Consider the following 26,656-nt stretch of genomic DNA (forward strand, 5'->3'; position numbering starts at 1 on the left):
CCATTTTAGGGAAATATTATTAAAAATAAGAAAAATGCATTTGGCATAATTTTTAATTACAAAGTATATAAATGAATAGTAGGAATTTTATGGAGGTAAAAATATGGCAGATATAGATGTTATAAAGGAAAATGTTCAATGTGAACAATTGCTCAGAGAAAATAATACGAATACATTACTAAAAGATGAATATTTAATCCCAGATACACATCCTGATGTACAAGAAATATTAACTGTTGAAGCAAGACCAATGATAATGAGTAAAGATTTAATTGGAGATAAGATAGTAATAGAAGGAAAGGTTGAATATACTGTAATATATTTAGCAAGAGAAGATGGACTTATTGCTAATTCGGTTAACTATACTCAAAATTTTTCAAATAATATTGATTTGAAGCAAGGCGAAAATAGAGTTATTTGTGAGGCTGAATGTAATGTTGATCACATTGATGCCAATATAATGAATGAAAGGAAAATAGCTATTCAAGGGATTATCAACATAGATTGGGAACTTTATAAGAGCAATGAGTTTGAATTTGTAAAAGATATAGAAGGCAATGATGATGTGGAAGTTTTAAAAAATACTGAAACAATAAATAAGATTAATGCAGCACAAGATATAGAGATGACTGGTAAATCTATGATTAGAGTTGGCATGGATAAACCTCAGATAAATAAAATATTAAAATGTTCTATGTTATTGCATAAGAAGGAAGCAAAGATTGTAGATGATAAAATTCAACTTGGCTGTTACTGCAAGCTAAATATTTTGTATAAGGGTGAAGACTCAAAAGACATACTTCCATTAGAAGATGATGTGTACTTATCAAAGGAAGAAGCAATAAGTGGTATTACATCAGATATGTTCCCAACAGCTACTTATGAAATTACTAATAATAATTTGATGTTAGAAGAAGATGATTTGGGAGAAGTCAGGATTATAAATGATGAAATTGTAGTCAAGGTAAATGTTAAAATATTCTCTAAAGAAAACATAGATACAATTAAAGATGCATATTCACCAAAGTGTTTACTAGGGCTTCAAAAAGAAGATCATGACATTGGAATTCTTCAAGGAATGAATAATACAGAAGCAATAGTTAAGCATAACATTCAATTGAAGGAGAATGATTTAAGACCAGAACATATTATAGCAGTTAATGGAAATATTATTTTAACTGATAAGCAGATAATGAGAGATAGAGTAGCTGTAGAAGGAATTATTAAGGTGGACATACTGTATAAAACTACTGATGAAGACAGGTATATGGCAAGTATTAAAGCAGAAGTGCCATTTTCTGCTATGATTGATATTTCAGGTGCTGATGAAAATATGAAATCTATTGTTAAGGCATATTTAGATAATATAGATGCATTTATTGAAGGCAATAGCATAGCAATAAAAGCGAACATAATATTAAATGGTAAAATTTTATACGAAATGAATAAAGAGTTTATTTCAGATATAATCGAAGAAGAAGGAAATGTTCCAGAAAAGAAGGCAAGCATAACTATCTATGTCTTAGGCGAAGGTGATAACCTTTGGAATTTGGCAAAAAGATATAATACAACTGTAGGTGATTTGATTAAAGTCAATAAGATAGAAGAACCAGAACATATGGTACCGGGTCAAAAAATAATAATTCCGGGACGAGCAATTTTTTAAGATAGAATAGTCAATTATCAATTAGAAACTTAGAGATTCATTAAAATAAATTTTAGTTTATTTTAATGAATCTTTTTTTTGAATAATTATTTGATAGTGGGTCATAATATGTAATGCATGATATGAGGTGATAATTTTTGGAAAACATATTAAGTGGAAATTTAATAATAATCGGGGGGGCTGAAGATAAAGAAGGAAAAAAAGAAATATTAAAACGAGTGTGTGATTCAATTGATAAGGAAAAGGATATATTAGTAATTGCAACAATTGCAACTGAATATCCTAAAGAGGTAGCAGCAAAATATAAAGAGGTTTTTGGAAACCTTAATGTCAGAAATATCAAAGTGTTGGATATTGCTGAAAGATGTGATGCTTATGAAGAGGGAAATGTAAATATAATCAGAGAGTCTGCATTAATTTTTTTTACTGGTGGAGATCAATTGAGAATAACTAGTTTAATTGGTGGGACACCTATTTATGATGAATTGAAAGAGGCATGCAATAAAGGAAAATTTATAGTTGGAACATCCGCTGGAGCATCAGTTATGAGCGATACTATGGTGGTTCAAGGTGATGATGATGATTCTCCTAGAAAGTGTACTTTAAAGATGTCGCCTGGGTTTGGATTGATTAAAGGTGTTATTATTGATCAGCATTTTGCTCAAAGAGGAAGGATAGGAAGACTTTTGGCTGGAATTGCTCAAAATCCTGAAATTTTGGGGATAGGAATAGATGAAAATACAGGAATAATAGTTAATCAGACTGGCACTATTGAGGTTATAGGAGAAGGTGCAGTTTATTTTATTGATGGCAGTACAATTACATATACAAATGTATCAGAATTGCATGCAGATGAAATCTTGAGCATGCATAACGTAAAATTACATGTTTTAACGAATGGCAATAAGTTTGATTTTATAAAAAAGTCACCTTTTGAGGAGGAAAAAATTAATCATGAAGATAATACAAAAGAGAATATATGAAGGGCAAAATATCTATTCTCATAAAAAGTGTATAAGAATCGATGTTGATTTAGAAGGATATTCAGAAATTTCAAGTGCTGAAATACCTAACTTTAATATTAATCTTATTAAAATCATTCCAGAACTTAAAAAGCATAGATGTGGAATTGATGAAAATGGTGGTTTTGTTAAAAGACTTGAGGAAGGGACATATTTAGCTCATATTTGTGAACATATAATGATAGCAATACAAAACAATTTAGGCATAGATGTATCTTATGGTAAGGCAAGAGAGGTTAGTGGAGACATATACTATGTTATAGTACAATACGAATATAAAAATACTGTGCATGAAGTAGCTAATTTAGCAATTGATTTAATAAATTCTTTAATTAGGCAAATGCCTTTAAATTATGAGCAGAGAATAAAAATAATTAAAGGAATATTGCAAAAAGAGCATATGGGGACCACTACAAAGGCAATTTGTGATGCAGCTAAAGAATATAAACTTCCAGTTATGCAGCTTGGGGATAGTAACATATACCAGATTGGATATGGTAAAAAGGCTAAAATAATTGAAGCATCCATAGGTGATAAAACAAGCTGTGTGGGGGTAGATATATCCTGTGATAAGCTTTTGACTAAAGAGTTGCTTAGAAATCAAAATATCCCAGTGGCAGAGGGGCATAAAGTGCATAATTTATTTTCGTTATTACAGGAGGCAGAAAAAATTGGATATCCTGTGGTATTGAAGCCTCAATGTGGTAATAAAGGAAATGGAGTGATCCTAAATATTAAAAATCATAAACAGTTAGTTGATGCGTATATTAACTTACAAAAAATTCATAAAGATATTATTATAGAAAAATATTATCAAGGAAAAGACTATAGGGTTTGTGTAGTTAATTATAAAGTTGAAGCAGTGGCATTGAGAATAGCTCCTTTTGTTATTGGAAATGGAAAAGATAATTTGAAAATGCTTATTGATATTATAAATGAAGATCCATTAAGAGGGGAGGATCATGAAAAAGCATTAACTAAGATAAAAATTGATTCTGAATTAATTTCATGTCTTTTAAAGAGAGGTTTTGAATTAGATTATATTCCTAAGAAGGGTGAAAAAATAGTATTACGAGAAAATGCGAATCTTTCAACTGGTGGTATGGCAATTGATTGTACTGAGAAAATTTGTGATAAAAATATAGAATATTGCATAAATGCAGCTAAAATATTGGGATTAGATATATGTGGAATAGATATTTGTACAAAAGATATAAGTATCCCTCTTGATGAAGGTAATGGGATAATATTAGAAGTAAATGCAGCTCCAGGAATACGAATGCATCATTATCCTTCAAAGGGGAAAAGGCGTGATGTAGGAAAAGCAATATTTGAAATGCTTTATGATGAAGAACCAAGCAACATATCTGTAATCTCTATTACTGGTACTAATGGAAAAACAACAACAACAAGATTGATAAGTCATGTTTTAAAGAAAATAGGAAATGATGTAGGAATGACATCAACTGATGGTGTTTATTTAAATGATAAGTGCATCCATAAAGGTGATGATACAGGCTTTGATAGTGCAAGAACAATACTAATGAATAAAGATGTAGATATAGCTGTTTTAGAAACTGCAAGAGGGGGATTGGTTAAGAGAGGTTTAGCATATGATCTAGCTGATGTTGCAATCATAACCAATATAACCAATGATCACTTGGGATTAGATGGTATTGATTCTATGGAGCAATTGTGTTTCGTAAAAGCACTAGTTGGAGAAGCTGTAAAAGAAAATGGATTTGTTGTTATAAATGCTGATGATGAATATAGTAAGACCATAATAAATAGATTCACGGCAGAAAAAATATATTTTTCGAAATTTAAAGATAATCCATTGGTACAAGAAAATATAGCTACAGGTAAAATAGCAATATTTATTGAAAATGATAAGATAATTGTAGTTAATAATAAGAGAAAATATGAGATCGTTTCTATTAAGGACTTGCCAATAACTTATGATGGAAACTTAGAATATAATATAGAAAATGCAATGGCAGCGTGTGGAGGATTAGTTGCTCTAGAAGTTGATTATTGTATGATTACAAAAGGATTCATGGAGTTTGGATTAGGCAATAACTCTAATGTAGGAAGATTTAATGTGTATGACTACAAAAATAGAAAAATAATTTTAGATTATGCACATAACATTGAGGGTTATAAAGCTGTAATATCATCGTTAATAGGTATGAAAAAAGAAAATGATTTGATTGGGGTGATTGGGATACCAGGAGATAGACAAAATGAAATTGGATATGCAATTGGTGAAATATGTGCAAATACTTTAGATAAAATAGTTATAAAGGAAGATAGGGATAAGCGAGGAAGGAAACCAGGAGAAATAGCAGAACTTTTAAAAGAAGCAGTTTTGAAGGTTAATAAAAATGCAAATTTAATGATATGTTTAGAAGAGGTGGAAGCCTTAAATAATGCAATTAATATAAGCAATCCTGGAGATACAATTGTAGTATTCTATGAAAAATTGGAGCCGCTTTTAGAGTTTGTAAGTAAAGAAAAAATAAATGAAATAAATACTTTTGAAAAATGTAAAACAGTATAAAGTAGATGTAAATTAATTTGAAAATAGAAATGCTTTTATATTATTTAATAAAGAATATAGCCTTTTAAAGCTAAACATAATTAGACAAGATTTTTTACCTATGATAAAATGTTGTTAAAATGTTTGGGAAAGGATATATGAAAATGAAGATTAAGGCTTATGCAAAAATTAATATTGCCTTAGATGTTGTTGGTAAAAGAGAAGACGGATACCATTTACTAAGAATGATAATGCAAACAATAGATTTGTATGACATAATTGAAGTTAAAAAGAGCGATTTTGGAATAAATATAAAATGCAATAAGCATTACGTACCTACAGATGAAAGAAATTTAGCATATAAAGCAGCAAAACTTTTTAAAGAAACCTATTCTATAAGTGATGGTGTTGATATTGATATAACTAAATATATACCAGTTTCAGCTGGATTAGCAGGTGGAAGTACTGATGGAGCGGCTGTTTTGAAACTTATGAATAAAATATTTAATATAAATGCTAGTGATGATGATCTAAAGGCATTAGGGTTAAAGTTAGGAGCAGATGTACCTTATTGTATTAATGGTGGAACTGCATTGTGTGAAGGCATTGGTGAAAAAATTACTGAACTAAAAAGATTTAAAGATAAAATTTTAGTTTTAATTAAACCACCCTTTGGAGTTTCAACCAAGGAAGTGTATAAGGAGTTTGATTTATCAAAAGTTATAATTCATCCAAAGATAGAAGAGCTCATAAAGAATATGGAAAAGGATGATATATATTTTGTAGCAAATAACATGAAAAATTTATTAGAAAATGTTACTTTAAGAAAGCATAGAATTATATCAAGAATTAAGGAAGATACTACTATAGATGGTGCTATAGGAACTATGATGAGTGGTAGTGGACCTACAGTTTTTGCTTTTTTTGATGATATGCTAAAGGCTCAAACGTGTTACGATAATATGAAGAAAAAATATAAAGATGTATTTATAACAAGAACTATTTAAAGTAGAGCATATGAAAGTGTAAGGCGAGTTAATCATATAGGTCATATATTGAAATAATAATATATTTTTTATATGCTTAAAAACATAACGTATAAAAAACCTCCAAGTGGTAATACTTTCAACTACAAGGGGGTTTGTTTATGAAAAAAAAATTAAAATTAGGAAAGATAATTTTTATAATTACAATAATATTTGGTACTCATATACTTACAGGATGTACAAGCTTAAAAGGTAACTTTAAGGATAATTATAGAAGTGTAAGTACAGAGAGTAGGAATGCAACTGATGAAAATGCTAATAATAAAGAAAAGAGTGAAATTCTGAATTATGATGAAGTAAAAGATTCATTAATTAGATTTCATGTTATTGCTAATAGCGATAGTGATGAAGATCAAAAACTAAAGCTAAAAGTTAGAGACGAAGTTATAGACTATTTATATCCTTATTTAAGTAATTCGCAGTCTCTGGATGAATCTAGACAGATAATTAAGAGAAATATGGACAAGGTTCATGAAATTGCAGAGCAAGTAATTAAGCAAAATAATTATTCTTATAGCGTGGCTACACAATTATCCAGAGAAAATTTTCCGGAAAAGTCTTATGGAAATATCATTTTACCTCAAGGAAATTATGAAGCTTTTAGAGTAATAATAGGAAGTGGACAGGGCAAAAATTGGTGGTGTGTTATGTTTCCGCCATTATGTTTTGTAGATGAATCAAAGGCACAAGTAGAATATGATAAGACAGAAGCTAGAATTAAAGCAAATGAAAAACAAGCTGATTTAAAATCAGAATTAAACATAGATGGAGCTGACACTAATAAAGTGGATGATGAAGAAAATAAAGAAAATAAGGTACAAGTGAAATTTAAGATATTAGAAATATTTAATGATTTATTTAATTAGGAGGAACAAAATGACAAAAGCATTAGCTATGATTTCAGGTGGATTAGATAGTATCTTAGCTGCAAAGTTGATCAAAGAACAGGGAATAGAAGTAATAGGTATTTGTTTTAAATCATATTTTTTTAATGAAGAAAATGCCAAAAGAATGACTGCACAAATAGGAATAAGATTAGAAGTTGTAGATTTCTCGAAAGAACATTTTGAAATGGTTAAAAACCCAAAGCATGGTTGGGGTAAAAATATAAATCCTTGTATAGATTGTCATTCAATGATGATGAGATATTCAGGTGAATTATTAGAAAAGTTTGGTGCAGATTTTATTATTACTGGTGAAGTATTAAATCAAAGACCTATGTCACAAAATAGGTCTGCACTTGATGTAGTAAAAAAGCAATCTGGATTTAGTGATAAAATCTTAAGACCTTTATGTGCAAAAAATTTAAAAGAAACTCAAATGGAAATAGATGGACTAGTTGATAGAGAAAAGCTATTAGATATTTCGGGAAGAAATAGAAAACCTCAAATGGAACTTGCAGAGAAATGGGGAATAAAAGATTATCCATCTCCAGCTGGAGGTTGTAAATTAACTGAGCCAGGTTATGCTGTTAGATTGAAAGAAATTTTAAGTAGAAAAGAAGAAGTTACAGAAAAGGATATTCATTTACTTAAATATGGAAGACATTTTATTAGTAATAATACTAAAATAATAGTTTCAAGAACAGCTGAAGAAGGTCAACAAATAAAAGCAGTGTTAAATAAGAAGGATATAATGTTTTTGACAACAAAGTTTAGTGGTGCAATGGTAATAATTCCAGAAGGAAATAACCCAACAGACGAGGATTTGACCTTGGCATGCAGATTGTCTGCAAGATATAGCAAAGGTAAAGATGAAAAATTAGTTGAAGTTAGGTATGGGAAATTCTCAACAAAATTTAGTGAAGCTAAAGAAGTTGAACCTATTACTCAAGAAGAATTAGAGAAATACAATATTAATTAAATTGGAGTGAGATAATGAATAAAAAAGCAATTATTGCTGTTAATAGTACAGTCCTAAATGATGAAGAAGATTTAATCAGCGTAGTAACACCTGGTGATTTTTGTGAAATAGAAGATGGTTTCAAGGTGCAATACGATGAAACAGAGCTTTCAGGAATGAAGGGAACAAAAACTACAATAATAATAAGAAAAGATTCTTTCGATTTAATAAGAGAAGGAACTACAGAAACTAAAATGGAATTTGTGAAAAATAAAAGAACAGTATCCATGTATAAAACACCTTATGGAGTAATGGATCTTGAAATAGATACAATAAGGCTTAATATAGATGTTAGCGAAGATGGTGGAAGTATAAATACAATATACATATTAGAAATTGGAGAGCAACCTGCATTAAAAACAAATTTGAATATTGACATAAAGGTACAATAAGTTCATAAGTATAGTAACTTTAGAGTGTATTACAGATAATTAATAAGGGAGTAGGCAAAATGATTGAAATTTAAATCATGAGCAATACTCCTTTTTGCTTATTAAAAGTAAGTTATGTATAAGAGACAAAAGCTTATAAAATCAAGGGTTGACGCAAAAACTTGGAAGTACTTACTTAGTATGAATAGGTTAATGGTGATAATTAATAATTTATAAGTGCTAAAGTTGGAATGATTAAATTAAATATATGTGGATATAATTTTAATGGAAGTGATTAAATGAGAAATGCATTAAAGTATGTAAAAATATTAAACAATGTATGTAATTATTATGGAATAAGTGAAGAAAAATTTATAGAATTTCTAAAAAATAAAGATAACAAATACATATTATTATTAATTTTAAAAAATAATAATTGTCTTGACACTGAAAAAATTAAAGAAGTATTTAAATTAAAAACATCAAAGAGTATTAATAAAAATTTGAGATTAGCAGAAGAAAAATTCCTTGTAAACAGGCTTTTTAGAGAAGAATACTTTCAATTAGAAAATAGTATAGAAAAAAATGATATGATTAATTTATAAAAAAAGACTAGATATTAAGTTTGATGTGTGATATGATATTACCTATGTTATTAAGCAACACAAATACCCCATAGCTTATGTATTTAATTTATGGGGTAATTTGTATTATATCATTATTGAAATAATAAGTCAATAAAAAATTGTATAAAATTTTTTTACATAGGGAGGATAAAATGAATACAAAATATATTTTTGTTACAGGTGGAGTTGTTTCAGGCATAGGTAAAGGGATTACAGCAGCATCTCTTGGAAGGTTATTGAAAAATAGAGGGGTAAAAATTTCTATTCAAAAATTTGATCCATATTTAAATGTAGATCCAGGAACTATGAGTCCTTATCAACATGGGGAAGTTTTTGTAACTGATGATGGAGCTGAAACAGATTTAGATTTAGGACACTATGAAAGATTTATAGATGAAAGTTTAACTCTAAATTCTAATGTTACAACTGGTAAAATATATAGCTCTGTTATAGAAAAAGAAAGAAGAGGAGAATATCTTGGTGGGACTGTTCAAGTAATTCCTCATATAACAAATGCTATAAAAGATAAGGTTTATCAAGTAGCAAATGAAAGAGATGTAGATGTAGTAATAACTGAAATTGGTGGAACTGTTGGAGATATTGAATCTCAGCCATTTTTAGAAGCTATAAGACAAATTAAGAGTGAAGTTGGAGCAGAAAATGTTTGTTACATCCACGTTACGTTAGTGCCATACTTAGGAAAAGCTGGAGAATTAAAAACAAAACCTACTCAACACTCTGTAAAAGAATTAAGAATGATAGGTATTCAACCAGACATAATAGTTTGTAGAGCTGAAAAAGAATTAAATGACGATATTAAAGCTAAAATAGGTTTATTCTGTAATATAGATGGAAGATCTGTAATTCAAAATTTAGATGCAGAAAATCTATATGAAGTACCATTAATGTTACATAATGAAGGGTTAGATAATTTAGTTTGTGAAAAACTACATCTAGGTTGCAAAGATATAGATAATTCAGAATGGATAGACATGGTTGAAAAGATTAAACATCTTAAGAACAATGTTAAGATTGCACTTGTAGGTAAATATGTAGAATTGCACGATGCATATATATCTGTAGTTGAAGCATTAAGTCACGGTGGATATGCTAATAATACTAATGTAGAAATAAAATGGGTAAATGCTGAAGAGGTTGAAACTGGAGATGTAAATGAACTACTTAGAGATGTAGATGGTGTTTTGGTTCCAGGTGGCTTTGGTGACAGAGGAATAGAAGGAAAAATTTCAGCAATAAAATGGGCAAGAGAAAATAAGAAGCCTTTCTTAGGGATTTGTCTAGGAATGCAATGTGCTGTAATAGAATATGCAAGAAGTGTATTGGGATTTGAAGATGCAAATAGTTCAGAAATAAATCCAGATACAAAATATCCTGTAATAGATTTAATGCTAGATCAAAAGGATATTGAAAATCTCGGTGGAACAATGAGATTAGGAAAATATCCATGTAAATTAGATGAAAACAGTAATTCATATGATGTATACAAGAAGGAATTAATTGAAGAAAGACATAGACATAGATATGAATTCAATAATGATTATAGACAACAAATAATTGAAGGCGGAATGAAAATTGTTGGAACAAGTCCTGATGATAGATTAGTTGAAATTGTAGAAGTTCCAGATCATCCTTGGTACGTAGCAGTTCAATTCCATCCAGAATTAAAGTCTAGACCTAATAAGCCACATAGATTATTTGTAGGATTTATAGAAGCATCATTAAAAGAAAATCAAGGAAAGTAAATTTGTTTTATTTTTTAGTTTAAGATATAATATAAATAAAGATTAATAGTTTGAACTGGTAATTACTTTTTGGTAGTTGCCAGTTCAACATAATTTTAAAGATATATAAGCTCTAATTAATATCTTACATATCAATTAAAAAAATTCTGAAAGAAAAGGTGATAATGGAAATTTCTATTTAAGCTTTATCGTTAATTGAACCTTGATAATTGATAATTGGAACATATATAGGCTATGCAGTGAAGCTTATACATTAATGATATGAGTTAAATAAAAGTTGAATATCTTAAAAACTTATATTTATTCCACAGCAAAATCACATCTTATTACCTTACGATTATAATTCCAAGATTTTAATGAGAAAACTAAATAATTTATTTTTATAGATTTATATCTATAAATTGGAGGTGCAATTTTGACAAAACAAGAATATGAAAGTATGACCTTAACTAGTTTGAGGGATATTGCAAAGGATTTAAATGTTAAAAATATATCTAAATTCAAAAAGCATGAATTGATTGAAGAAATTTTGAAAGGTTCAAATAATTTTATAAAAAAAGATGGAGTTATATTGAGAGAAAATATAGCACCTAAAGCTGTAAAGGCAGATGAAACTGTAGTTTCAAGGACTGATAATGCAACTGAAGGCGTAGTTTCAAAGCCTAATAATACAAATGAAGCTGTAAAGGTAACGCAAAGAGAAGATGTGAAGGTGAATAATAATTCTAATGTGAGTTCAGATAATGCTCGAGTTGAAAAAAATGATAAAAAAGAAAATCTACGAGAAATGATAAATGATTCTAGTGTTGCAAATGGAATTTTAGAAATATTAGAAAACAATAGTTTTGGATTTTTAAGATGTAAGAATTATTTAACTAGCAGTGACGATATTTATGTATCTCCATCTCAAATTAGAAGATTTAATTTAAGAACAGGAGATGAAGTTGAAGGAAAGGTAAGAGAAGCAAAAGAAGGAGAAAAATTTAAAGCTCTTTTATTTGTTCAAAAGGTTAACGGAGAAGCCCCAGAAAAGGCTATAGGAAGAAAATCCTTTGAAACCTTAACTCCAATATATCCTAAGGAAAGAGTTAGACTAGAAACTTCTGATAGCAATGATTTAGCATCAAGATTAATGGATATAATATGTCCTATTGGTAAGGGGCAAAGAGGTATAATAGTAGCGCCACCTAAAGCAGGAAAGACTACAGTATTAAAAAAGATTGCTCAAAATATAGCTAAAAATTATCCTGATACAAAGCTTATTGTATTACTTATAGATGAACGACCAGAAGAAGTTACAGATATGAAGAGATCTATAAACGGAGATGTAGTTTATTCAACTTTTGATGAAGAACCACAAAATCATGCTAAAGTATCTCAAATGGTTTTAGAACGAGCAAAGAGAATGGTTGAGCAAGGTAAAGATGTTGTTATTCTTCTAGATAGTATAACAAGATTATCGAGGGCATATAACCTAACAATAACTCCTACAGGAAGAACTTTATCTGGAGGTCTTGATCCAGGGGCTCTTATTATGCCTAAGAAATTCTTTGGGGCAGCTAGAAAGATTGAAGAAGGTGGAAGTTTAACAATACTTGCAACTGCACTTGTTGAAACTGGTTCAAGAATGGATGATATGATCTTTGAAGAATTTAAGGGAACAGGAAACATGGAAGTTCATTTAGATAGAAGATTACAAGAAAGAAGAATTTTCCCTGCAATTGATATTTACAAATCAGGAACTAGAAAAGATGACTTAATTTTATCAAAAGAAGAATTAGAAGTAGCGTTTTCAATTAGAAGAACTATGTACAAAGATGGGAATATTGAAGATATTACAGAAAATCTTATTAACATATTATCTAAAACTAAAAATAATAAAGAATTTATAGAAGTTTTTCAAAAGAGAAATTCATAGTATAAATGAGTGACAAAAAAGATGACCAATATTATAAATGGTCATCTTTTTTTGCTGTTAGAAATTAATTTGTTTGAAATATTCACTATTTCAGTTAAAGAATAGGTATCAGCTAATTCTTTTAATTTATTTCTCATTTTTGATAATTCCTCAGGATTATTTATTAAATTATCAACTACATTATTAATATCCCGTATGTGTTTTACATGTATGCAGTAACCCTCACCAACTAGAAAATCTATATTTTCATTTTCTTGGCCAGGAATTGCAAATGGTATAACTAAAGGAATATTTTTTACTATGGATTCTGTAACAGTTAAGCCACCTGGTTTTGATATGATAATGTCACAATAATCCATTAGATATGAAATATCTTTAGTAAAGCCTAATATATGAAGTTTTTTGTTTTCAAATGTATTGTTGTTGCAGTAACTAGTTAATTTGTTTCTTAAATTATCATTTTTTCCGCAAACAACTGTGATTCTTAATTTATGTTTATTTTTTAATAATTCCTTAAGAACTAGAAAAATTGTATTTAATCCAAGGCTACCGCTCATTAGCAATAGGTTGAAATACCCATCATTTTTTAATTCATTAACGGATGTAACTTCAGTATAAAATTTGCTATTAATAGGAATACCTAAAGGATATATTTTGTCTGGATTTATATGTCTATCAACTAGAGATTGTTTTGTATAATTACTACCAGTTATATACACATCAACATAAGGATCTACATATAAATAATGTGCCTTGAAGTCTGTAACAATTAAAATAAATGGAATTTTTAATCCTTGTTTTTTTAATGGAGAAATCACACTGATATTTATAGAATGTGTGGCAACAATTACATCAGGATTAAATTCGTTTATTAAAGTAACTGCTTTTCTTCTTGCAAAAAAGAAGAAAGGTCTTAAAATTTTGTTAATTAATTTTGTATCAGTTAGGCTGTAAAACAAACCGTAAGTTTTTGGGAAGTATGAAGCTAAAAATTCATAACCTATTACAAGTATCTCATTAATGTATTTTGTATTTTTAGCTAGAAGATCCATTTTTTTTACTTCGTAATTAGCAGCTTTAAAAGATTCTTCTACAGAAGCAGCCGCTTGATTGTGCCCTTGTCCCGTAGAATTAGTTAAAATTAAAACTTTTTTCATGAAAGTCACTCATTTCAAAATGTATTATATTACATGGCTTACCATGTATATTATATTATATATATATTATAATATACATAAAAAAATATTAAGAATTGGTTAATATTTCTTAATTAATATGATTTTTTATGTATTGATAAGCATGAAGTAAAGTGGCTATACCACATTTTGTTGTTAATTTTAATATATGAAAATATAAAGTATATGAATTTGACTTTAAAATATATTTATTTCTGAAACATTAAAAAAAGGAAAGACTGTGTCTTTCCTAGGGGTATTACTTTTTGTCAAGGTTGAATCTCTTGTTGAATTTATCAACTCTTCCACCAACGTCAACAATTTTTTGTTTACCAGTGAAGAATGGGTGGCATTTAGAGCATATTTCAACTTTTAGTTCTTCTTTAGTAGAACCAGTAGTGAAAGTGTTTCCACATGCGCACTTAACCACTGCTTCGTGGTATTCTGGATGTATGCCTTCTCTCATTATTTTTCACCTCTTTCAATTATATAAACTTATGTTAATTATTCAATAACAACCATTAGATTATAGCACAGTGGAATTTTAGCGTCAATAATTAATTAGATTAGCAATAATATAAAAATATCTTTTTATGATGAGAATTAAATGATATAATCGAGTATGATACCTAAAAGGAGAATATTAATAAATGAGTAAATTATATTTTAGATATGGTGCAATGAACTCTGGTAAGTCAACTCATTTGATGCAGGTTGCACATAATTATGAAGAACGTGGTATGAAAATAGTAATTATGAAACCTAAAGTTGATAATAAAGGTGGAGAAACTCTTGTATCAAGACTTGGTGTAAAAAGAAAAGTGGATTTTTTGATATCTGAAGCTGAGGATATTAGAGAAATAGTACATAGTTATTTAAATAAAAATCAGAATATAGATTGCATATTAGTAGATGAAGTTCAATTTTTAAAAAGCCAGCAAATTGATGAGTTATTTGAAATTGCTGTGAAAATTAATATTCCTATTATATGTTATGGACTTAGGACAGATTTTAAAAGAAACGGGTTTGAAGGTAGTACAAGGCTGCTACTGCTCGCGCATAGTATTGAAGAAATGAAGACGATATGTGCGTGTGGTAAAAAGGCAATATTTAATGGAAGAAAAATAAATAATGAATTTGTCTTTGAAGGTCAACAGATTGCAATTGATGAGCAAGATAATGTACAATATGAATCTTTATGTGGAGAATGTTATTACAAATTTAAAGAAAAATAATATAAGAGAGTAAGTGATTTAGATAAATGAAAAGATGTGATGTTGGAGGGCAGGCAGTCATAGAAGGTGTTATGATGCGAGGTAGTAAAAGCCTAGCAACGGCTGTTAGAACTCCAAAAGGAAATATACAGATAGATTTTAAGGATAACAGGCCTATTACCAAGAAATTCCCGTTTTTAAATATACCTTTTCTTAGAGGCTTCTTTGTACTTGTGGAGTCAATGAAAATTGGTATGGAATCTTTAAATTATTCAGCTTCATTTTTAGAAGATGAAGAAGAAGAACCATCAAAATTTGAGAAATGGCTTGAAAACAAATTGGGTGAAAAAGCTAATAATGTGCTAATTGGAATAACTATGTTTATCTCATTTATTTTTGCAATAGGGCTTTTTGTTGCATTGCCTACAGGGATAGCTTCTTTTTTTAAAGTTCTAAGTGTTTCTAATGTTGTTTTAAATTTGGTTGAAGCTGTTATAAGAATAATAATACTTCTATTATATATGTTTTTAATAAGCAAACTTAGTGACATATATAGAGTGTTTCAATATCATGGTGCTGAACATAAGACTATATTTTGTTATGAAGCTATGGAAGAGCTAACAGTAGAAAATGTTAGAAAACAACCAAGACTTCATCCTAGATGTGGAACAAATTTTTTATTCTTAGTTATGTTTGTTAGTATAATAGTTTTTTCTTTTACTGGATGGGGTGGAATTGTAGAAAGATTAGTGCTTAGAATTGTATTTATACCAGTAGTTACAGGAATAAGTTATGAACTTATAAAATGGCTTGGTAAAAATGACAGCATATTAGCTAAAATCATAGCATATCCAGGTCTTAAGTTACAATTATTAACTACTAAAGAGCCTGATGATTCACAAATTGAAGTGGCTATTGCATCTTTAAAAGCTGCAGAAGGAATTAAGGATGCTAAAAAAATTGAAGATCTAATAAATTCTGGAACAGTTACTTTAAAAGATAAAGGAATTGATACAGCTAGATTAGATGCTGAGTTATTATTAGGAAGCGTAATTGAAAAGGAAAGAGTTTATTTAATTACTCATAAAGAAGAAGAAGTTAGTGAAGAGGATACTAAAAAGTACTTTGATTTAATTGAAAAACGTAGAAATAAAATGCCTGTTAAATATATTTTAAATAAATGTGAATTTATGGGGCTTGATTTATACGTTGAAGAAGGGGTTTTAATACCAAGAGATGATACGGAAATATTAGTTGAAGAAGTGCTTAAACTTATAGACGAAAGTGAAGAAAAGTATATATGTGATTTATGTTCAGGATCAGGGGCTATTGGTATAGCATTGGCAAGTTTTAGGCAAAATATAAAGGTAGATTTAATAGATTATTATCCAATCCCAGAAAAAGTTTCGTTAATTAATATACAAAAAACTAATCTGGAGAATAGAGTTACTTTTGTGAAAAGTGATTTGTTAGAAAAGCCTATAGAAGAGAAAAAAATATATGACATTATAGTTTCAAATCCTCCTTATATAGAAGAGGAAGAAATAAGTAAACTTATGGAAGATGTGAAGAATTATGAGCCTCATACAGCATTAAGTGGAGGTATCGATGGATTAGATTTCTATAAAAAAATAATTAGTCAAAGTCGAGAAGTTTTGCGGACATATGGCATATTAGCTTTTGAAATAGGATATAATCAAGGAGAAAGCGTAAAGTCTTTAATGGAAGAAAATGATTTTAAAGATGTAAGAGTAATTAAAGATTTTGCTGGTCTAGACAGAATAGTTATAGCAGTTAAGAGTTAATGCAGGTTACAAATTACAGTTTACAGTTAGAGGTGAGAAAAGTCAGGGATTTTTCTTGGAATATAAATTATATAAATTACGAAGTAATTTCAACATTAACTGTAAACTGACAATTGTTAACTGACCAATTTTGTGGTATAATGAAAAAATGTGAAAAAATAAGTACGGAGTGATTTAGATGTTATTAGATAGATTAGAGTTCATAGAAAATAAATATGATGAATTATCAGTTAAGATCAGTGACCCATCAATTATGCAGAATCAAAATGAATGGAGAAAGCTTTGTAAAGAACATGCTGACTTAGAAGTAATAGTTAATGCTTATAGAGAATATAAGAAAGTTATAGAAGACTTAGAAGCTAACAAAGAAATGCTAAGTGGCGAAAGCGACAAAGAAATGAGAGAAATGCTAAATGAAGAAATAGCTGATCTTACTAATAAAGAAGCAGAATTAGAAAATCAAATACAAATTTTATTATTACCAAAAGACCCTAATGATGAAAAGAATGTATTCGTTGAAATCAGAGGTGGTGCAGGTGGTGAAGAAGCAGCACTATTTGCATACAATTTATTTAGAATGTATACAAGATACGCAGAAACTCAAAGATGGTCAGTTGAAATTATGAGTTTAAATGAAACTGATCTTGGTGGATTTAAAGAAGTTGTATTTATGATTAAAGGTAATGGAGCTTATTCAAAATTAAAGTATGAAAGTGGAGTACATAGAGTTCAAAGAGTACCAGATACTGAATCAAGTGGAAGAATTCATACATCAACAGTAACAGTAGCGGTACTTGCAGAAGTTGATGACGTTGAAATTGAAGTTTTAGATAAAGATATAAGAATAGATGTATTTAGAGCATCTGGTAATGGAGGACAATGCGTTAATACTACAGATTCAGCTGTTAGAATTACACATATACCTAGTGGATTAGTTGTTTCGTGTCAAGATGAAAAATCACAGTTGAAAAATAAAGAAAAAGCTATGAAGGTTTTAAAATCAAGACTTTTTGAGCAAGCAGAAAGAGAAAGAGCAGAAGGAATTGCTGAAGATAGAAAGAGTCAAGTTGGAACTGGAGACAGAAGTGAGAGAATTAGAACTTATAATTACCCACAAGGAAGAATTACTGATCACAGAATTGGCTTGACTTTATATAAATTAGACGCATTCTTAGGCGGAGATCTTGATGAAATGATAAATTCACTTATTACAGCAGACCAAGCGGAAAAAATGAAGTTAATGGGAAATACAGAAGTGTAATATTTACCAAGAAAGCCTTGCATTAGTTTGTGAGGCTTTCAAAGTACTTTGGGAGATTAGATATGGATATATATAGGGCTGTTAAAAGAGAAAAAGCACATCTTAGAATATTTTTAATTATAATGGGTTTAATTGCTTGTATACTTCCTTTAGCGTTATTAGTCACTGGATTAACAAAAGTATTTTATATAAGCTATGTGTTTTTTATTGAGTTGTTAATTGTAATTTCTATTATTATTAAAATGAATGGATATAGGGTTGAATACAGATATTTAAGTAATAGGTTAATATTTAAAACGGGTATTTTTACAAAAGAAAATTTAATTATATGTGATAAAGTTGCTTTAGTACATACAAATAAATCAGATTTTGATTTAGAAATAGTTATTGTTACGAGTGTAGTTTTTAAAAATAGAGCATTGAGACCAATAGATAAAAACTTTTTTAAAAGATATCCTCAAATATCTAAGGATTATAATGCTATTAAACAGATAAATCCTCAAAACGATTATTACTTTCAAGTTATTAAAAGAGGTGGTCTTAAAAAATATTTATTACTTGATTCAATATATAGACATTGTGTAAAAGCTATATATACTGGTGAAAGTATACAGAATATAAAAATAGCAAGAGGGCAGCTTATAGTTTAATACATACATTTCAATTGTCAATTAATGATAAAATCCATTAGGGATTTCTTGAAGTGAGATGTAAAATCTTAATTAGAACTTATATATAATTAATGTGCTGATTCGGAAAGAGGTGTTGTTAGTTGAAAACTAAGGTTTATATAATTAAAGATCCTAAAGTAGATGAAAAGAAAATAGTAGAAGCAGCTGAAATTATTAAAAATGGAGGTATTGTAGTATTTCCAACCGAAACAGTTTATGGGTTAGGTGCAGATGCACTTAATGAAAAAGCAGTGGAAAAAGTATTTATGGCTAAAGGAAGACCGCAGGATAATCCGTTAATTATTCATATTGCTTCAAAAAATGTGGAACTGTATGCAAAAGAAGTTCCAGAGGTTGCAAAACAATTGATAGACAAATTTTGGCCAGGTCCGTTAACAGTTATTTTAAAGAAGAAGGATATAATACCTGGAGTTACTAGTGCTAATTTAGATTCAATAGGTATTAGAATGCCAGATGATGAGATTGCTAGAAAGTTGATTGAACTGTCTAATACTACTATAGCTGCACCATCGGCCAATATAAGTGGAAGACCAAGTCCGACAGATTTTCAAAGATGTATAGAAGATTTAGATGAAAAAGTTGATTGTATTTTAGGTGGAGAGCAAAGCAATATTGGAGTTGAATCTACTATTGTTGATTGTACTGTAGTTCCACCTATTGTTTTGCGTCCGGGTGGAATAACATTGGAGATGCTTAGAGGGGTTGATTCTGGTATTCAGTTAGATAAGGCTATTATGCAAAAGCCTCAGGAGAATTTAAAGCCTAAAGCTCCAGGTATGAAGTATAAACATTACTCCCCTAATGCTAAAGTTACGGTAATAACTGGAGAAAGAAAAAAAACTATTGAAAAAATAAAAGAAATGGTACACTATAATATAGAAAAAGGTAAGAAAGTTTGTATTTTAACTGTTGAAGAAAATGTTAATGAATATACAGATGGAGTTAGCATAGTGATAGGCAGCATAAAAGATTTATCAACTGTAGCTAGAAATTTGTTTGAAGCCTTAAGAAAATGCGATGATTTAGGAGCAGATATAGTTTTGGCTGAGGGATATGAAGAAAAGGGTGTAGGTATAGCTATTATGAATAGATTAAATAAGGCAGCTGGATTTGATATTATTGAGGTTTAACTCAGTTAGCAATGTTAGATTATCAATTGTCAATTGTATATTGTCAATTGCGAAAATATATTCTAAAATAATATATTTCTAATTAATAAATATGATTTGGAGATGATTTGTTATGAAAATTGCAATAGGATGCGATCACGGTGGAGTAGAACTAAAAAATGAAATAATTAAGTTTTTAAATGGCGAAGGATATGAAGTAAAAGATTTTGGAACACATTCAACAGATTCATGCGATTATCCTGATATTGCATTACCAGTAGCAGAAGCTGTAGTTGCAAAAGAATATGAATTTGGAATATTAATTTGTGGTACAGGAATAGGAATAGGCATTGCTGCAAACAAGGTTCCAGGTATTAGAGCTGCATTGTGTTCAGATACCTTTAGTGCGCATGCAACAAGAGAGCATAATAATGCAAATATATTAACTATGGGTCAAAGAGTTGTTGGAACAGGTCTTGCTTTAGATATTGTAAAAACTTTCTTATCATCAAAATTTGAAGGTGACAGACATCAAAAAAGAATAAACAAGATTTCAGATATAGAAAAAAAATACACACATTAAAAAAAGCAGCTATGCTGCAACCAAGATCATAAAAAACAAACTATATTCTGCGAAAGCCTAAAAAATGCAGATATACTATGATAAAGATAAAGAAAAAAGCAGCTATGCTGCAACCAAGATCATAAAAAACAAACTATATTCTGCGAAAGCCTAAAAAATGCAGATGTTATGATAAAGGTAAAGAAAAAAGCAGCTATGCTGCAATCAAGATCATTAATAAAATAGGTATGATGTAACTGCAAGCGATAAAAAAGCAGGTATACTGCACTAAGAACATAAAAAGATCAGATATACATTGCTAAGATTATCAAAAAGCAGTTATGCAGTACTGAAAAACATAAATTAGAAAATACATATAATGTATAAAATATAAATATCAATAGTAAAATTGGAGGAATAAAAAAATGAGTAAAGTTATCGAGATAAATCACCCACTAATATTACATAAGTTAGCCTTCTTAAGGGATGAAAAAACAGGGTCAAAGGATTTTAGAAAGTTAGTAGAAGAAATTTCTATGTTAATGGCTTATGAAGTTACAAGAGATTTTCATACAGAAGAAGTAGAAGTGAAGACACCAGTAGCTGTGGCAAAGTGTAAAATGCTTGCAGGTAAGAAGATGGCAGTAGTTCCGATTTTAAGAGCTGGTCTTGGAATGGTTGATGGAGTATTAAATTTGATTCCAGCAGCTAAAGTTGGTCATATTGGATTATATAGAGATGAAGAAACACTTCAACCTGTTGAATATTTTTGTAAATTACCACAAGATATAGCTGAAAGAGATATTATAGTAGTTGATCCAATGCTTGCAACAGGAGGATCTTCAATAGATGCTTTAACTATGCTTAAAAATAGAGGAGCAAAAAATTTAAAATTAATGTGTTTAGTAGGTGCCCCAGAAGGAATTGAAGCTGTTAAAAAAGCACATGATGATGTTGATATTTACTTAGCATCTATAGATGAAAAATTAAATGAACATGGTTATATAGTACCAGGTCTTGGTGATGCAGGAGATAGATTATTTGGAACTAAGTAAAAAATACATCAATAAAACCCATATAAATATCTAGAGTTATTAGTATAACCCAAAATAATTTATACTTACGGGGGATGTGTAGTATGGAAAGAAGAGATAAGCATAATTATTATTTAGATATTGCAGAAACAGTTCTAGAAAGAGGAACTTGTTTAAGAAGAAACTATGGTTCAATAATAGTTAAAAACGATGAGATAATTTCTACTGGATATACAGGAGCGCCTAGAGGAAGAAAAAACTGTATTGATTTAAATAATTGCATAAGGGAAACGCTTAATGTTCCAAGGGGAACACATTATGAATTATGTAGAAGTGTACATAGTGAGGCTAATGCTATAATAAGTGCTTCAAGAAGGGATATGATTGGAGCAACACTTTATTTAGTTGGAAAAGATTCGAAAACAAAGGAATACGTAAAAGATGCTAATTCATGTTCAATGTGTAAAAGATTGATAATCAATTCAGGAATTATTAATGTTGTTATACGAGATTCGAAGGATGAATATAGAGAAATTGATGTGAATTCATGGATAGATGATGACGATTCTTTAAAAATTACTATGGAAGCAGGATATTAAATTGTGCCGAAGGCAATAATTTAAGGTGAAATCTATTGGTGGAATTTTAAAATCCATAAAAACTATGGTTTTATCCTCAACAGTTGACTACTGATTTACTAGTAGTTGACTTAATCAAGCTTAAATTGGAGGAAGTAAAAATGAGTACAAAGAAGATTATTACCATTTTTGGAACTAGACCTGAAGCTATAAAAATGGCACCTCTAGTAAAAGAATTGGAAAAAAGAGAGCAAATTGAGTCAAAAGTTTGTGTAACAGCTCAACATAGAGAAATGTTAGATCAAGTTTTAGAGTTATTTGACATCAAACCAGATTTTGATTTAAATATAATGAAAACAAAGCAGACGTTAACAGGGATTACAAGCAGAGTTTTAGAAGGTTTGGAAGAAGTGTTTCAAGAAGAAAAACCTGATATGATTTTAGTTCATGGAGATACAACAACAACCTTTGCTGGATCACTAGCTGCGTTTTATCAACAAATTAAAGTTGGTCATGTTGAAGCTGGTCTTAGAACGTTTAATAAGTACTTTCCTTTTCCAGAAGAAATGAATAGAAAGCTTACAGGAAGCTTAGCAGATTTACACTTTGCACCAACTAAGGGGTCAAAAGAAAATTTGTTAAGAGAAGGCATAAATGAATCTGACATATACATTACAGGAAACACTGTAATTGATGCTATGAGACATACTGTTGAAGAAAATTATGTTTTTGAAACTGACGAATTAAATAATATAGATTTCAATAGAAAAGTTATAATGATTACAGCTCATAGAAGAGAAAACTGGGGAGAAGGAATTCAAAATATTTGTGAGGCTTTAAATAAGATAGTTGAGCAAAACACTGATGTAGAATTAGTATATTTAGTTCATTTAAATCCAGTAGTTAAAGATGTAGTTTTTGAGAGATTAGGTGGAAAGGATAGAATACATTTATTATCCCCATTAGATACTAAAGAAACTCATAATTTAATGAATAAATCATTTATGGTAATGACCGATTCTGGTGGATTGCAAGAAGAAGCACCTCATTTAGGAAAACCTGTACTAGTATTGAGAGATGTTACTGAAAGACCTGAAGCAGTTGAAGCTGGTACAGTTAAGCTTGTGGGAACTGATGTGGATAAAATAGTGAGTGAAGCTAATAAATTATTAAAAAATTCTGAAGCATATTCAAAAATGAGTAAATCTATTAATCCTTATGGAGATGGAGAAGCTTCAAGAAGAATAGCAGATGCTATATTAAAGTATTTTGAATTAAGTTCAAATGAAGTAGATGAGTTTAAAAATATAAAATAGTATAATTAGTGTATTAATTGGATTAGAGTTATGTTTTGCAAGCATATTTGCTTAATTTTTATAGAAATTAAGCAAATATGCTTTTTTGGTATGGATAATTATAAAAGTATGAAGTTTGTTTAAAATTTAACAAAATTTACTTGATAAAAAAAATAATAGAGGGTATAATTTAGATATGTTAATAATTTAACGAAAATAAATATTTTATAGAATTTTAGGAGGTCAAACATGAGAGACGTAGTTATTGTAAGTGCCGTAAGAACAGCATTAGGAAGTTTTGGTGGAGCATTAAAAGATGTATCTGCAGTAGATTTAGGAGCTTTAGTAATCAAAGAAGCAGTTAATAGAGCAGGAGTTAAACCAGAATTAATTGAAGAAGTTATCATGGGTAATGTAATTCAAGCAGGACTTGGTCAAAACACTGCAAGACAATCAACAATAAAAGCAGGATTACCACAAGAAGTTTCAGCTATGACTATAAACAAAGTTTGTGGTTCAGGACTTAGAGCAGTAAGTTTAGCAGCTCAAATGATAAAAGCTGGAGATGCTGATGTTATTATTGCTGGTGGTATGGAAAATATGTCAGCTGCACCTTATTTATTAAAGTCTGCTAGATGGGGACAAAGAATGGGTGACGGTAAAATGGTTGACTCAATGATAAATGATGCATTATGGGATTCTTTTAATAACTACCATATGGGAGTTACAGCTGAAAATATTGCTAAAGAATGGGGACTAACAAGAGAAGAACAAGATGCTTTTTCAGCAGCTTCACAACAAAAAGCTGAAGCAGCAATTAAATCAGGAAGATTTAAAGATGAAATAGTTCCAGTTGTTATTCCACAAAGAAAAGGAGATCCAAAAGTATTTGATACAGATGAATTCCCAAGATTCGGAACAACAGTAGAAACATTAGCAAAATTAAAACCATCATTTATTAAAGATGGTACAGTAACAGCAGGTAATGCTTCAGGAATTAATGATGGAGCAGCAGCATTTGTTATTATGAGTGCAGAAAAAGCAGCAGAATTAGGAATTAAGCCAATGGCTAAAATAGTTTCTTATGGTTCAAAAGGATTAGATCCAGCTATAATGGGATATGGTCCATTCCATGCAACTAAAAAAGCATTAGAAAAAGCTAACTTAACAATTGAAGATTTAGACTTAATTGAAGCTAATGAAGCTTTTGCAGCACAAAGTTTAGCAGTAGCTAAAGACTTAAAGTTTGATATGTCAAAAGTAAATGTTAATGGTGGAGCAATTGCTTTAGGCCATCCAGTTGGAGCATCTGGAGCAAGAATCTTAGTAACTCTTCTTCATGAAATGGAAAAGAGAGATGCTAAGAAAGGTCTTGCAACATTATGTATAGGTGGAGGAATGGGAACAGCTCTTATAGTTGAAAGAGTTTAGTATACAAGTTCACATTCGCAACAAGTTACTATGATAAGATATATTATCATAGTAACTTTTTTATATAATAAAAATTTTAATTGATTCGGTATAAAAGAGTATACTAAGGAGGAAAATAGTATTTGAATTAGTGAATAGTTGATTAATTAATAATGAATAATTGATTAATTAATTAAAAATAAAAAATAAATTTTGAATAAGTAAAAATTTATATATTCAAATATCATATTTTGAATATAAAGGAATTATCATTAAAAAAAACTTAAAAAAGGTGATATTTCTCCAAATTTCATAGAATTGATAAAAATAAATAACAAATTTTGTAATGAAAATGTTAACATGAAAAGCCAAATAATTATTCAATTAATAAAATATTCTGAAAAAAGACTTAAGAGTTATAATAAAAGTCAAAAAATAAGAAAAAAAAAGAAAAATGTTGAAATTGCTAAGCATTCGGGAGTATTATCGTTATAATTAACTTATATGGGATATACAGACGCAATTTAACTAAAAATAGTAATTTGTTAATGATAAACATAAAAGATATAATATATCTATTGAGGTTAAGGGGGATGTGTATGAATAAAGAGATGAATAAACTGCTTTTACAAACCATAAAATATGATTTGGTAAGTGGTATATTAGTAGCTTTAGTGATAGCATTTACTTCTACCTTTATAAATGCAGGAATCTATGCAGTAGGGGTTTGTGTAGCTTTAGCTAATTTTTTGGCGTATGGATACATAATTGAAAAATATTTGAGGAAAGAAGGAAAGCAGTGGATTATATCAGTGACATATTTTTTAAGGATGGCATTCATAGTTGCTACTTTCATGCCATTTGTAAAAAATATATCTTATATGATGTACTACATGGCAGGTTTTGTTTCTCATTATATTCTACTGGTTGGATTCAACATAAAAAATAGGAAAGGAAGTGTTTAGGTTGAAGGAATTAATACCTATATTTTCCCCCGAAATTTTTGGCATTACAATCGACATTACAGCAAGCATAATAGTCGAGTGGGTTGTTATTTTAATTTTGGGAATAGGTGCTTTTCTATTAACAAGGAATCTGAAGTTGAAAGATCCTAGTAAGACTCAATCGGCTTTAGAAAAAGTTTATCAATCTATACGTGACTTGTTAGTTAGTGTTATGGGAGAAGAGTACGAGTCATTTTTGCCTTATATAGGAACATTAATGATTTATTTACTTATCTTAAATTTCACAGGATTAATAGGTATTGCGCCACCAACATCTGACTTAAGTGTAACAGCATCATTTGCAATAGTTACCTTTTTAGTTGTAAATCTAAATGCTATTAAGAAACACGGCATTTTATCTTATGGAAAAGGGTTATTGCATCCATATGCATTTATGTTACCAATTAACATAATGGAGAGATTTGTACTTTTAGTATCACTGTCCCTTCGACTTTTTGGTAATATGGTTGCAGCGGTAATAATATTGGATCTGATTTATGAACAATTAGGCCATATTGCAATGCTTGCACAACTTGGTACACCAATCTTTTTACATGGATACTTTGATTTGTTTGATGGTGGAATCCAAATGCTTGTATTTTCAATGTTAACAATGATTAACATTAAAGTAACAGCAGATCATTAAAAAAATAAAAACTATAAA

24 protein-coding genes are annotated in these 26,656 nt (G+C 29.4%); 22 read left to right on the forward strand and 2 right to left on the reverse strand.

Going from position 1 to position 26,656, the window contains the following annotated elements:
• Positions 1 to 103: 103 nt before the first annotated feature.
• The 10 genes from L3B98_RS19075 (at position 104) to rho (ending at position 12,853) form a co-directional block, all read left to right on the forward strand.
• Positions 104 to 1,666 carry an SPOCS domain-containing protein gene (locus tag L3B98_RS19075; RefSeq protein ID WP_015390715.1) on the forward strand — a complete coding sequence of 521 codons (1,563 nt, stop codon included), beginning with the start codon at positions 104 to 106 and terminating at the stop codon, positions 1,664 to 1,666.
• A gap of 137 nt (positions 1,667 to 1,803) precedes the next feature.
• Positions 1,804 to 2,649, forward strand: a complete 846-nt coding sequence (locus tag L3B98_RS19080; protein ID WP_015390716.1) for a cyanophycinase — start codon at positions 1,804 to 1,806, stop codon at positions 2,647 to 2,649.
• Positions 2,621 to 5,248, forward strand: a complete 2,628-nt coding sequence (gene cphA, locus L3B98_RS19085; RefSeq protein WP_238917877.1) for a cyanophycin synthetase — start codon at positions 2,621 to 2,623, stop codon at positions 5,246 to 5,248. Before L3B98_RS19080 ends, cphA begins: the two co-directional genes overlap by 29 nt.
• A gap of 143 nt (positions 5,249 to 5,391) precedes the next feature.
• Positions 5,392 to 6,234, forward strand: coding sequence for a 4-(cytidine 5'-diphospho)-2-C-methyl-D-erythritol kinase (gene ispE, locus L3B98_RS19090; RefSeq protein ID WP_015390718.1), 843 nt, complete (start codon positions 5,392 to 5,394; stop codon positions 6,232 to 6,234).
• Between the two features lie 140 nt (positions 6,235 to 6,374).
• Positions 6,375 to 7,139 (forward strand): stage II sporulation protein R, encoded by a 765-nt coding sequence (gene spoIIR, locus L3B98_RS19095; protein WP_238917878.1) that lies wholly within the window; start codon positions 6,375 to 6,377, stop codon positions 7,137 to 7,139.
• Between the two features lie 10 nt (positions 7,140 to 7,149).
• Complete coding sequence (locus L3B98_RS19100; protein ID WP_238917879.1) at positions 7,150 to 8,136, forward strand: tRNA 4-thiouridine(8) synthase ThiI; 987 nt, start codon at positions 7,150 to 7,152, stop codon at positions 8,134 to 8,136.
• Between the two features lie 14 nt (positions 8,137 to 8,150).
• Positions 8,151 to 8,567 (forward strand): DUF1934 domain-containing protein, encoded by a 417-nt coding sequence (locus L3B98_RS19105; protein ID WP_015390721.1) that lies wholly within the window; start codon positions 8,151 to 8,153, stop codon positions 8,565 to 8,567.
• A 278-nt stretch (positions 8,568 to 8,845) separates the two neighbouring features.
• On the forward strand, positions 8,846 to 9,151 hold the full coding sequence (locus tag L3B98_RS19110; RefSeq protein ID WP_077360293.1) for a hypothetical protein: 306 nt from the start codon (positions 8,846 to 8,848) through the stop codon (positions 9,149 to 9,151).
• A gap of 173 nt (positions 9,152 to 9,324) precedes the next feature.
• Positions 9,325 to 10,935 carry a CTP synthase gene (locus L3B98_RS19115; RefSeq protein ID WP_015390723.1) on the forward strand — a complete coding sequence of 537 codons (1,611 nt, stop codon included), beginning with the start codon at positions 9,325 to 9,327 and terminating at the stop codon, positions 10,933 to 10,935.
• Between the two features lie 415 nt (positions 10,936 to 11,350).
• On the forward strand, positions 11,351 to 12,853 hold the full coding sequence (gene rho, locus L3B98_RS19120) for a transcription termination factor Rho (protein WP_015390724.1): 1,503 nt from the start codon (positions 11,351 to 11,353) through the stop codon (positions 12,851 to 12,853).
• A gap of 41 nt (positions 12,854 to 12,894) precedes the next feature.
• Here the strand turns inward: rho and L3B98_RS19125 are convergent, their stop codons facing one another.
• Both L3B98_RS19125 and rpmE read right to left on the reverse strand, forming a co-directional pair.
• Positions 12,895 to 14,010 (reverse strand): glycosyltransferase, encoded by a 1,116-nt coding sequence (locus tag L3B98_RS19125; RefSeq protein ID WP_077360297.1) that lies wholly within the window; start codon positions 14,008 to 14,010, stop codon positions 12,895 to 12,897.
• Positions 14,011 to 14,287: 277 nt separating this feature from the next.
• The gene (gene rpmE / locus L3B98_RS19130) at positions 14,288 to 14,494 is read right to left on the reverse strand and encodes a 50S ribosomal protein L31 (RefSeq protein ID WP_015390726.1); all 207 of its coding nucleotides are present in this window, start codon (positions 14,492 to 14,494) and stop codon (positions 14,288 to 14,290) included.
• Between the two features lie 184 nt (positions 14,495 to 14,678).
• Between rpmE and L3B98_RS19135 the strand changes: the two genes are divergently transcribed.
• The 12 genes from L3B98_RS19135 (at position 14,679) to L3B98_RS19190 (ending at position 26,638) form a co-directional block, all read left to right on the forward strand.
• On the forward strand, positions 14,679 to 15,263 hold the full coding sequence (locus L3B98_RS19135; RefSeq protein ID WP_015390727.1) for a thymidine kinase: 585 nt from the start codon (positions 14,679 to 14,681) through the stop codon (positions 15,261 to 15,263).
• A gap of 26 nt (positions 15,264 to 15,289) precedes the next feature.
• On the forward strand, positions 15,290 to 17,047 hold the full coding sequence (gene prmC / locus L3B98_RS19140) for a peptide chain release factor N(5)-glutamine methyltransferase (protein WP_238917880.1): 1,758 nt from the start codon (positions 15,290 to 15,292) through the stop codon (positions 17,045 to 17,047).
• Between the two features lie 178 nt (positions 17,048 to 17,225).
• Positions 17,226 to 18,308, forward strand: coding sequence for a peptide chain release factor 1 (gene prfA, locus L3B98_RS19145; protein ID WP_015390729.1), 1,083 nt, complete (start codon positions 17,226 to 17,228; stop codon positions 18,306 to 18,308).
• 62 nt (positions 18,309 to 18,370) lie between these two features.
• Positions 18,371 to 18,958 carry a hypothetical protein gene (locus L3B98_RS19150; RefSeq protein WP_238917881.1) on the forward strand — a complete coding sequence of 196 codons (588 nt, stop codon included), beginning with the start codon at positions 18,371 to 18,373 and terminating at the stop codon, positions 18,956 to 18,958.
• 122 nt (positions 18,959 to 19,080) lie between these two features.
• Positions 19,081 to 20,130, forward strand: coding sequence for an L-threonylcarbamoyladenylate synthase (locus L3B98_RS19155; RefSeq protein ID WP_238917882.1), 1,050 nt, complete (start codon positions 19,081 to 19,083; stop codon positions 20,128 to 20,130).
• A 112-nt stretch (positions 20,131 to 20,242) separates the two neighbouring features.
• Positions 20,243 to 20,692 carry a ribose 5-phosphate isomerase B gene (gene rpiB / locus L3B98_RS19160; protein ID WP_015390732.1) on the forward strand — a complete coding sequence of 150 codons (450 nt, stop codon included), beginning with the start codon at positions 20,243 to 20,245 and terminating at the stop codon, positions 20,690 to 20,692.
• 404 nt (positions 20,693 to 21,096) lie between these two features.
• On the forward strand, positions 21,097 to 21,726 hold the full coding sequence (gene upp / locus L3B98_RS19165; protein WP_015390733.1) for a uracil phosphoribosyltransferase: 630 nt from the start codon (positions 21,097 to 21,099) through the stop codon (positions 21,724 to 21,726).
• A gap of 83 nt (positions 21,727 to 21,809) precedes the next feature.
• Positions 21,810 to 22,304, forward strand: coding sequence for a deaminase (locus L3B98_RS19170; protein ID WP_015390734.1), 495 nt, complete (start codon positions 21,810 to 21,812; stop codon positions 22,302 to 22,304).
• A 140-nt stretch (positions 22,305 to 22,444) separates the two neighbouring features.
• Positions 22,445 to 23,599 (forward strand): UDP-N-acetylglucosamine 2-epimerase (non-hydrolyzing), encoded by a 1,155-nt coding sequence (gene wecB, locus L3B98_RS19175; protein WP_015390735.1) that lies wholly within the window; start codon positions 22,445 to 22,447, stop codon positions 23,597 to 23,599.
• A 228-nt stretch (positions 23,600 to 23,827) separates the two neighbouring features.
• A complete protein-coding gene (locus L3B98_RS19180; protein WP_077360299.1) occupies positions 23,828 to 25,009 on the forward strand; it encodes an acetyl-CoA C-acetyltransferase in 1,182 nt (393 codons plus the stop codon).
• Between the two features lie 578 nt (positions 25,010 to 25,587).
• Positions 25,588 to 25,953, forward strand: a complete 366-nt coding sequence (locus L3B98_RS19185; RefSeq protein WP_238917883.1) for a hypothetical protein — start codon at positions 25,588 to 25,590, stop codon at positions 25,951 to 25,953.
• Complete coding sequence (locus tag L3B98_RS19190) at positions 25,946 to 26,638, forward strand: F0F1 ATP synthase subunit A (RefSeq protein WP_015390738.1); 693 nt, start codon at positions 25,946 to 25,948, stop codon at positions 26,636 to 26,638. Before L3B98_RS19185 ends, L3B98_RS19190 begins: the two co-directional genes overlap by 8 nt.
• Positions 26,639 to 26,656 lie beyond the last annotated feature (18 nt).

This window comes from Clostridium sp. YIM B02555 (assembly GCF_022320955.1).
In the GTDB taxonomy this organism is placed as follows: domain Bacteria; phylum Bacillota; class Clostridia; order Clostridiales; family Clostridiaceae; genus Clostridium; species Clostridium saccharoperbutylacetonicum.

Excerpts from the sequence above, each read along its gene's own strand:
- L3B98_RS19075 (WP_015390715.1), top strand. The coding sequence starts at position 104 with ATGGCAGATATAGATGTTATAAAGGAAAATGTTCAATGTGAACAATTG.
- cphA (WP_238917877.1), top strand. The coding sequence starts at position 2,621 with ATGAAGATAATACAAAAGAGAATATATGAAGGGCAAAATATCTATTCT.
- ispE (WP_015390718.1), top strand. The coding sequence starts at position 5,392 with ATGAAGATTAAGGCTTATGCAAAAATTAATATTGCCTTAGATGTTGTT.
- spoIIR (WP_238917878.1), top strand. The coding sequence starts at position 6,375 with ATGAAAAAAAAATTAAAATTAGGAAAGATAATTTTTATAATTACAATA.
- L3B98_RS19100 (WP_238917879.1), top strand. The coding sequence starts at position 7,150 with ATGACAAAAGCATTAGCTATGATTTCAGGTGGATTAGATAGTATCTTA.
- L3B98_RS19105 (WP_015390721.1), top strand. The coding sequence starts at position 8,151 with ATGAATAAAAAAGCAATTATTGCTGTTAATAGTACAGTCCTAAATGAT.
- L3B98_RS19110 (WP_077360293.1), top strand. The coding sequence starts at position 8,846 with ATGAGAAATGCATTAAAGTATGTAAAAATATTAAACAATGTATGTAAT.
- L3B98_RS19115 (WP_015390723.1), top strand. The coding sequence starts at position 9,325 with ATGAATACAAAATATATTTTTGTTACAGGTGGAGTTGTTTCAGGCATA.
- L3B98_RS19125 (WP_077360297.1), bottom strand. The coding sequence starts at position 14,010 with ATGAAAAAAGTTTTAATTTTAACTAATTCTACGGGACAAGGGCACAAT.
- rpmE (WP_015390726.1), bottom strand. The coding sequence starts at position 14,494 with ATGAGAGAAGGCATACATCCAGAATACCACGAAGCAGTGGTTAAGTGC.
- L3B98_RS19135 (WP_015390727.1), top strand. The coding sequence starts at position 14,679 with ATGAGTAAATTATATTTTAGATATGGTGCAATGAACTCTGGTAAGTCA.
- prmC (WP_238917880.1), top strand. The coding sequence starts at position 15,290 with ATGAAAAGATGTGATGTTGGAGGGCAGGCAGTCATAGAAGGTGTTATG.
- prfA (WP_015390729.1), top strand. The coding sequence starts at position 17,226 with ATGTTATTAGATAGATTAGAGTTCATAGAAAATAAATATGATGAATTA.
- L3B98_RS19150 (WP_238917881.1), top strand. The coding sequence starts at position 18,371 with ATGGATATATATAGGGCTGTTAAAAGAGAAAAAGCACATCTTAGAATA.
- rpiB (WP_015390732.1), top strand. The coding sequence starts at position 20,243 with ATGAAAATTGCAATAGGATGCGATCACGGTGGAGTAGAACTAAAAAAT.
- upp (WP_015390733.1), top strand. The coding sequence starts at position 21,097 with ATGAGTAAAGTTATCGAGATAAATCACCCACTAATATTACATAAGTTA.
- L3B98_RS19170 (WP_015390734.1), top strand. The coding sequence starts at position 21,810 with ATGGAAAGAAGAGATAAGCATAATTATTATTTAGATATTGCAGAAACA.
- wecB (WP_015390735.1), top strand. The coding sequence starts at position 22,445 with ATGAGTACAAAGAAGATTATTACCATTTTTGGAACTAGACCTGAAGCT.
- L3B98_RS19180 (WP_077360299.1), top strand. The coding sequence starts at position 23,828 with ATGAGAGACGTAGTTATTGTAAGTGCCGTAAGAACAGCATTAGGAAGT.
- L3B98_RS19185 (WP_238917883.1), top strand. The coding sequence starts at position 25,588 with ATGAATAAAGAGATGAATAAACTGCTTTTACAAACCATAAAATATGAT.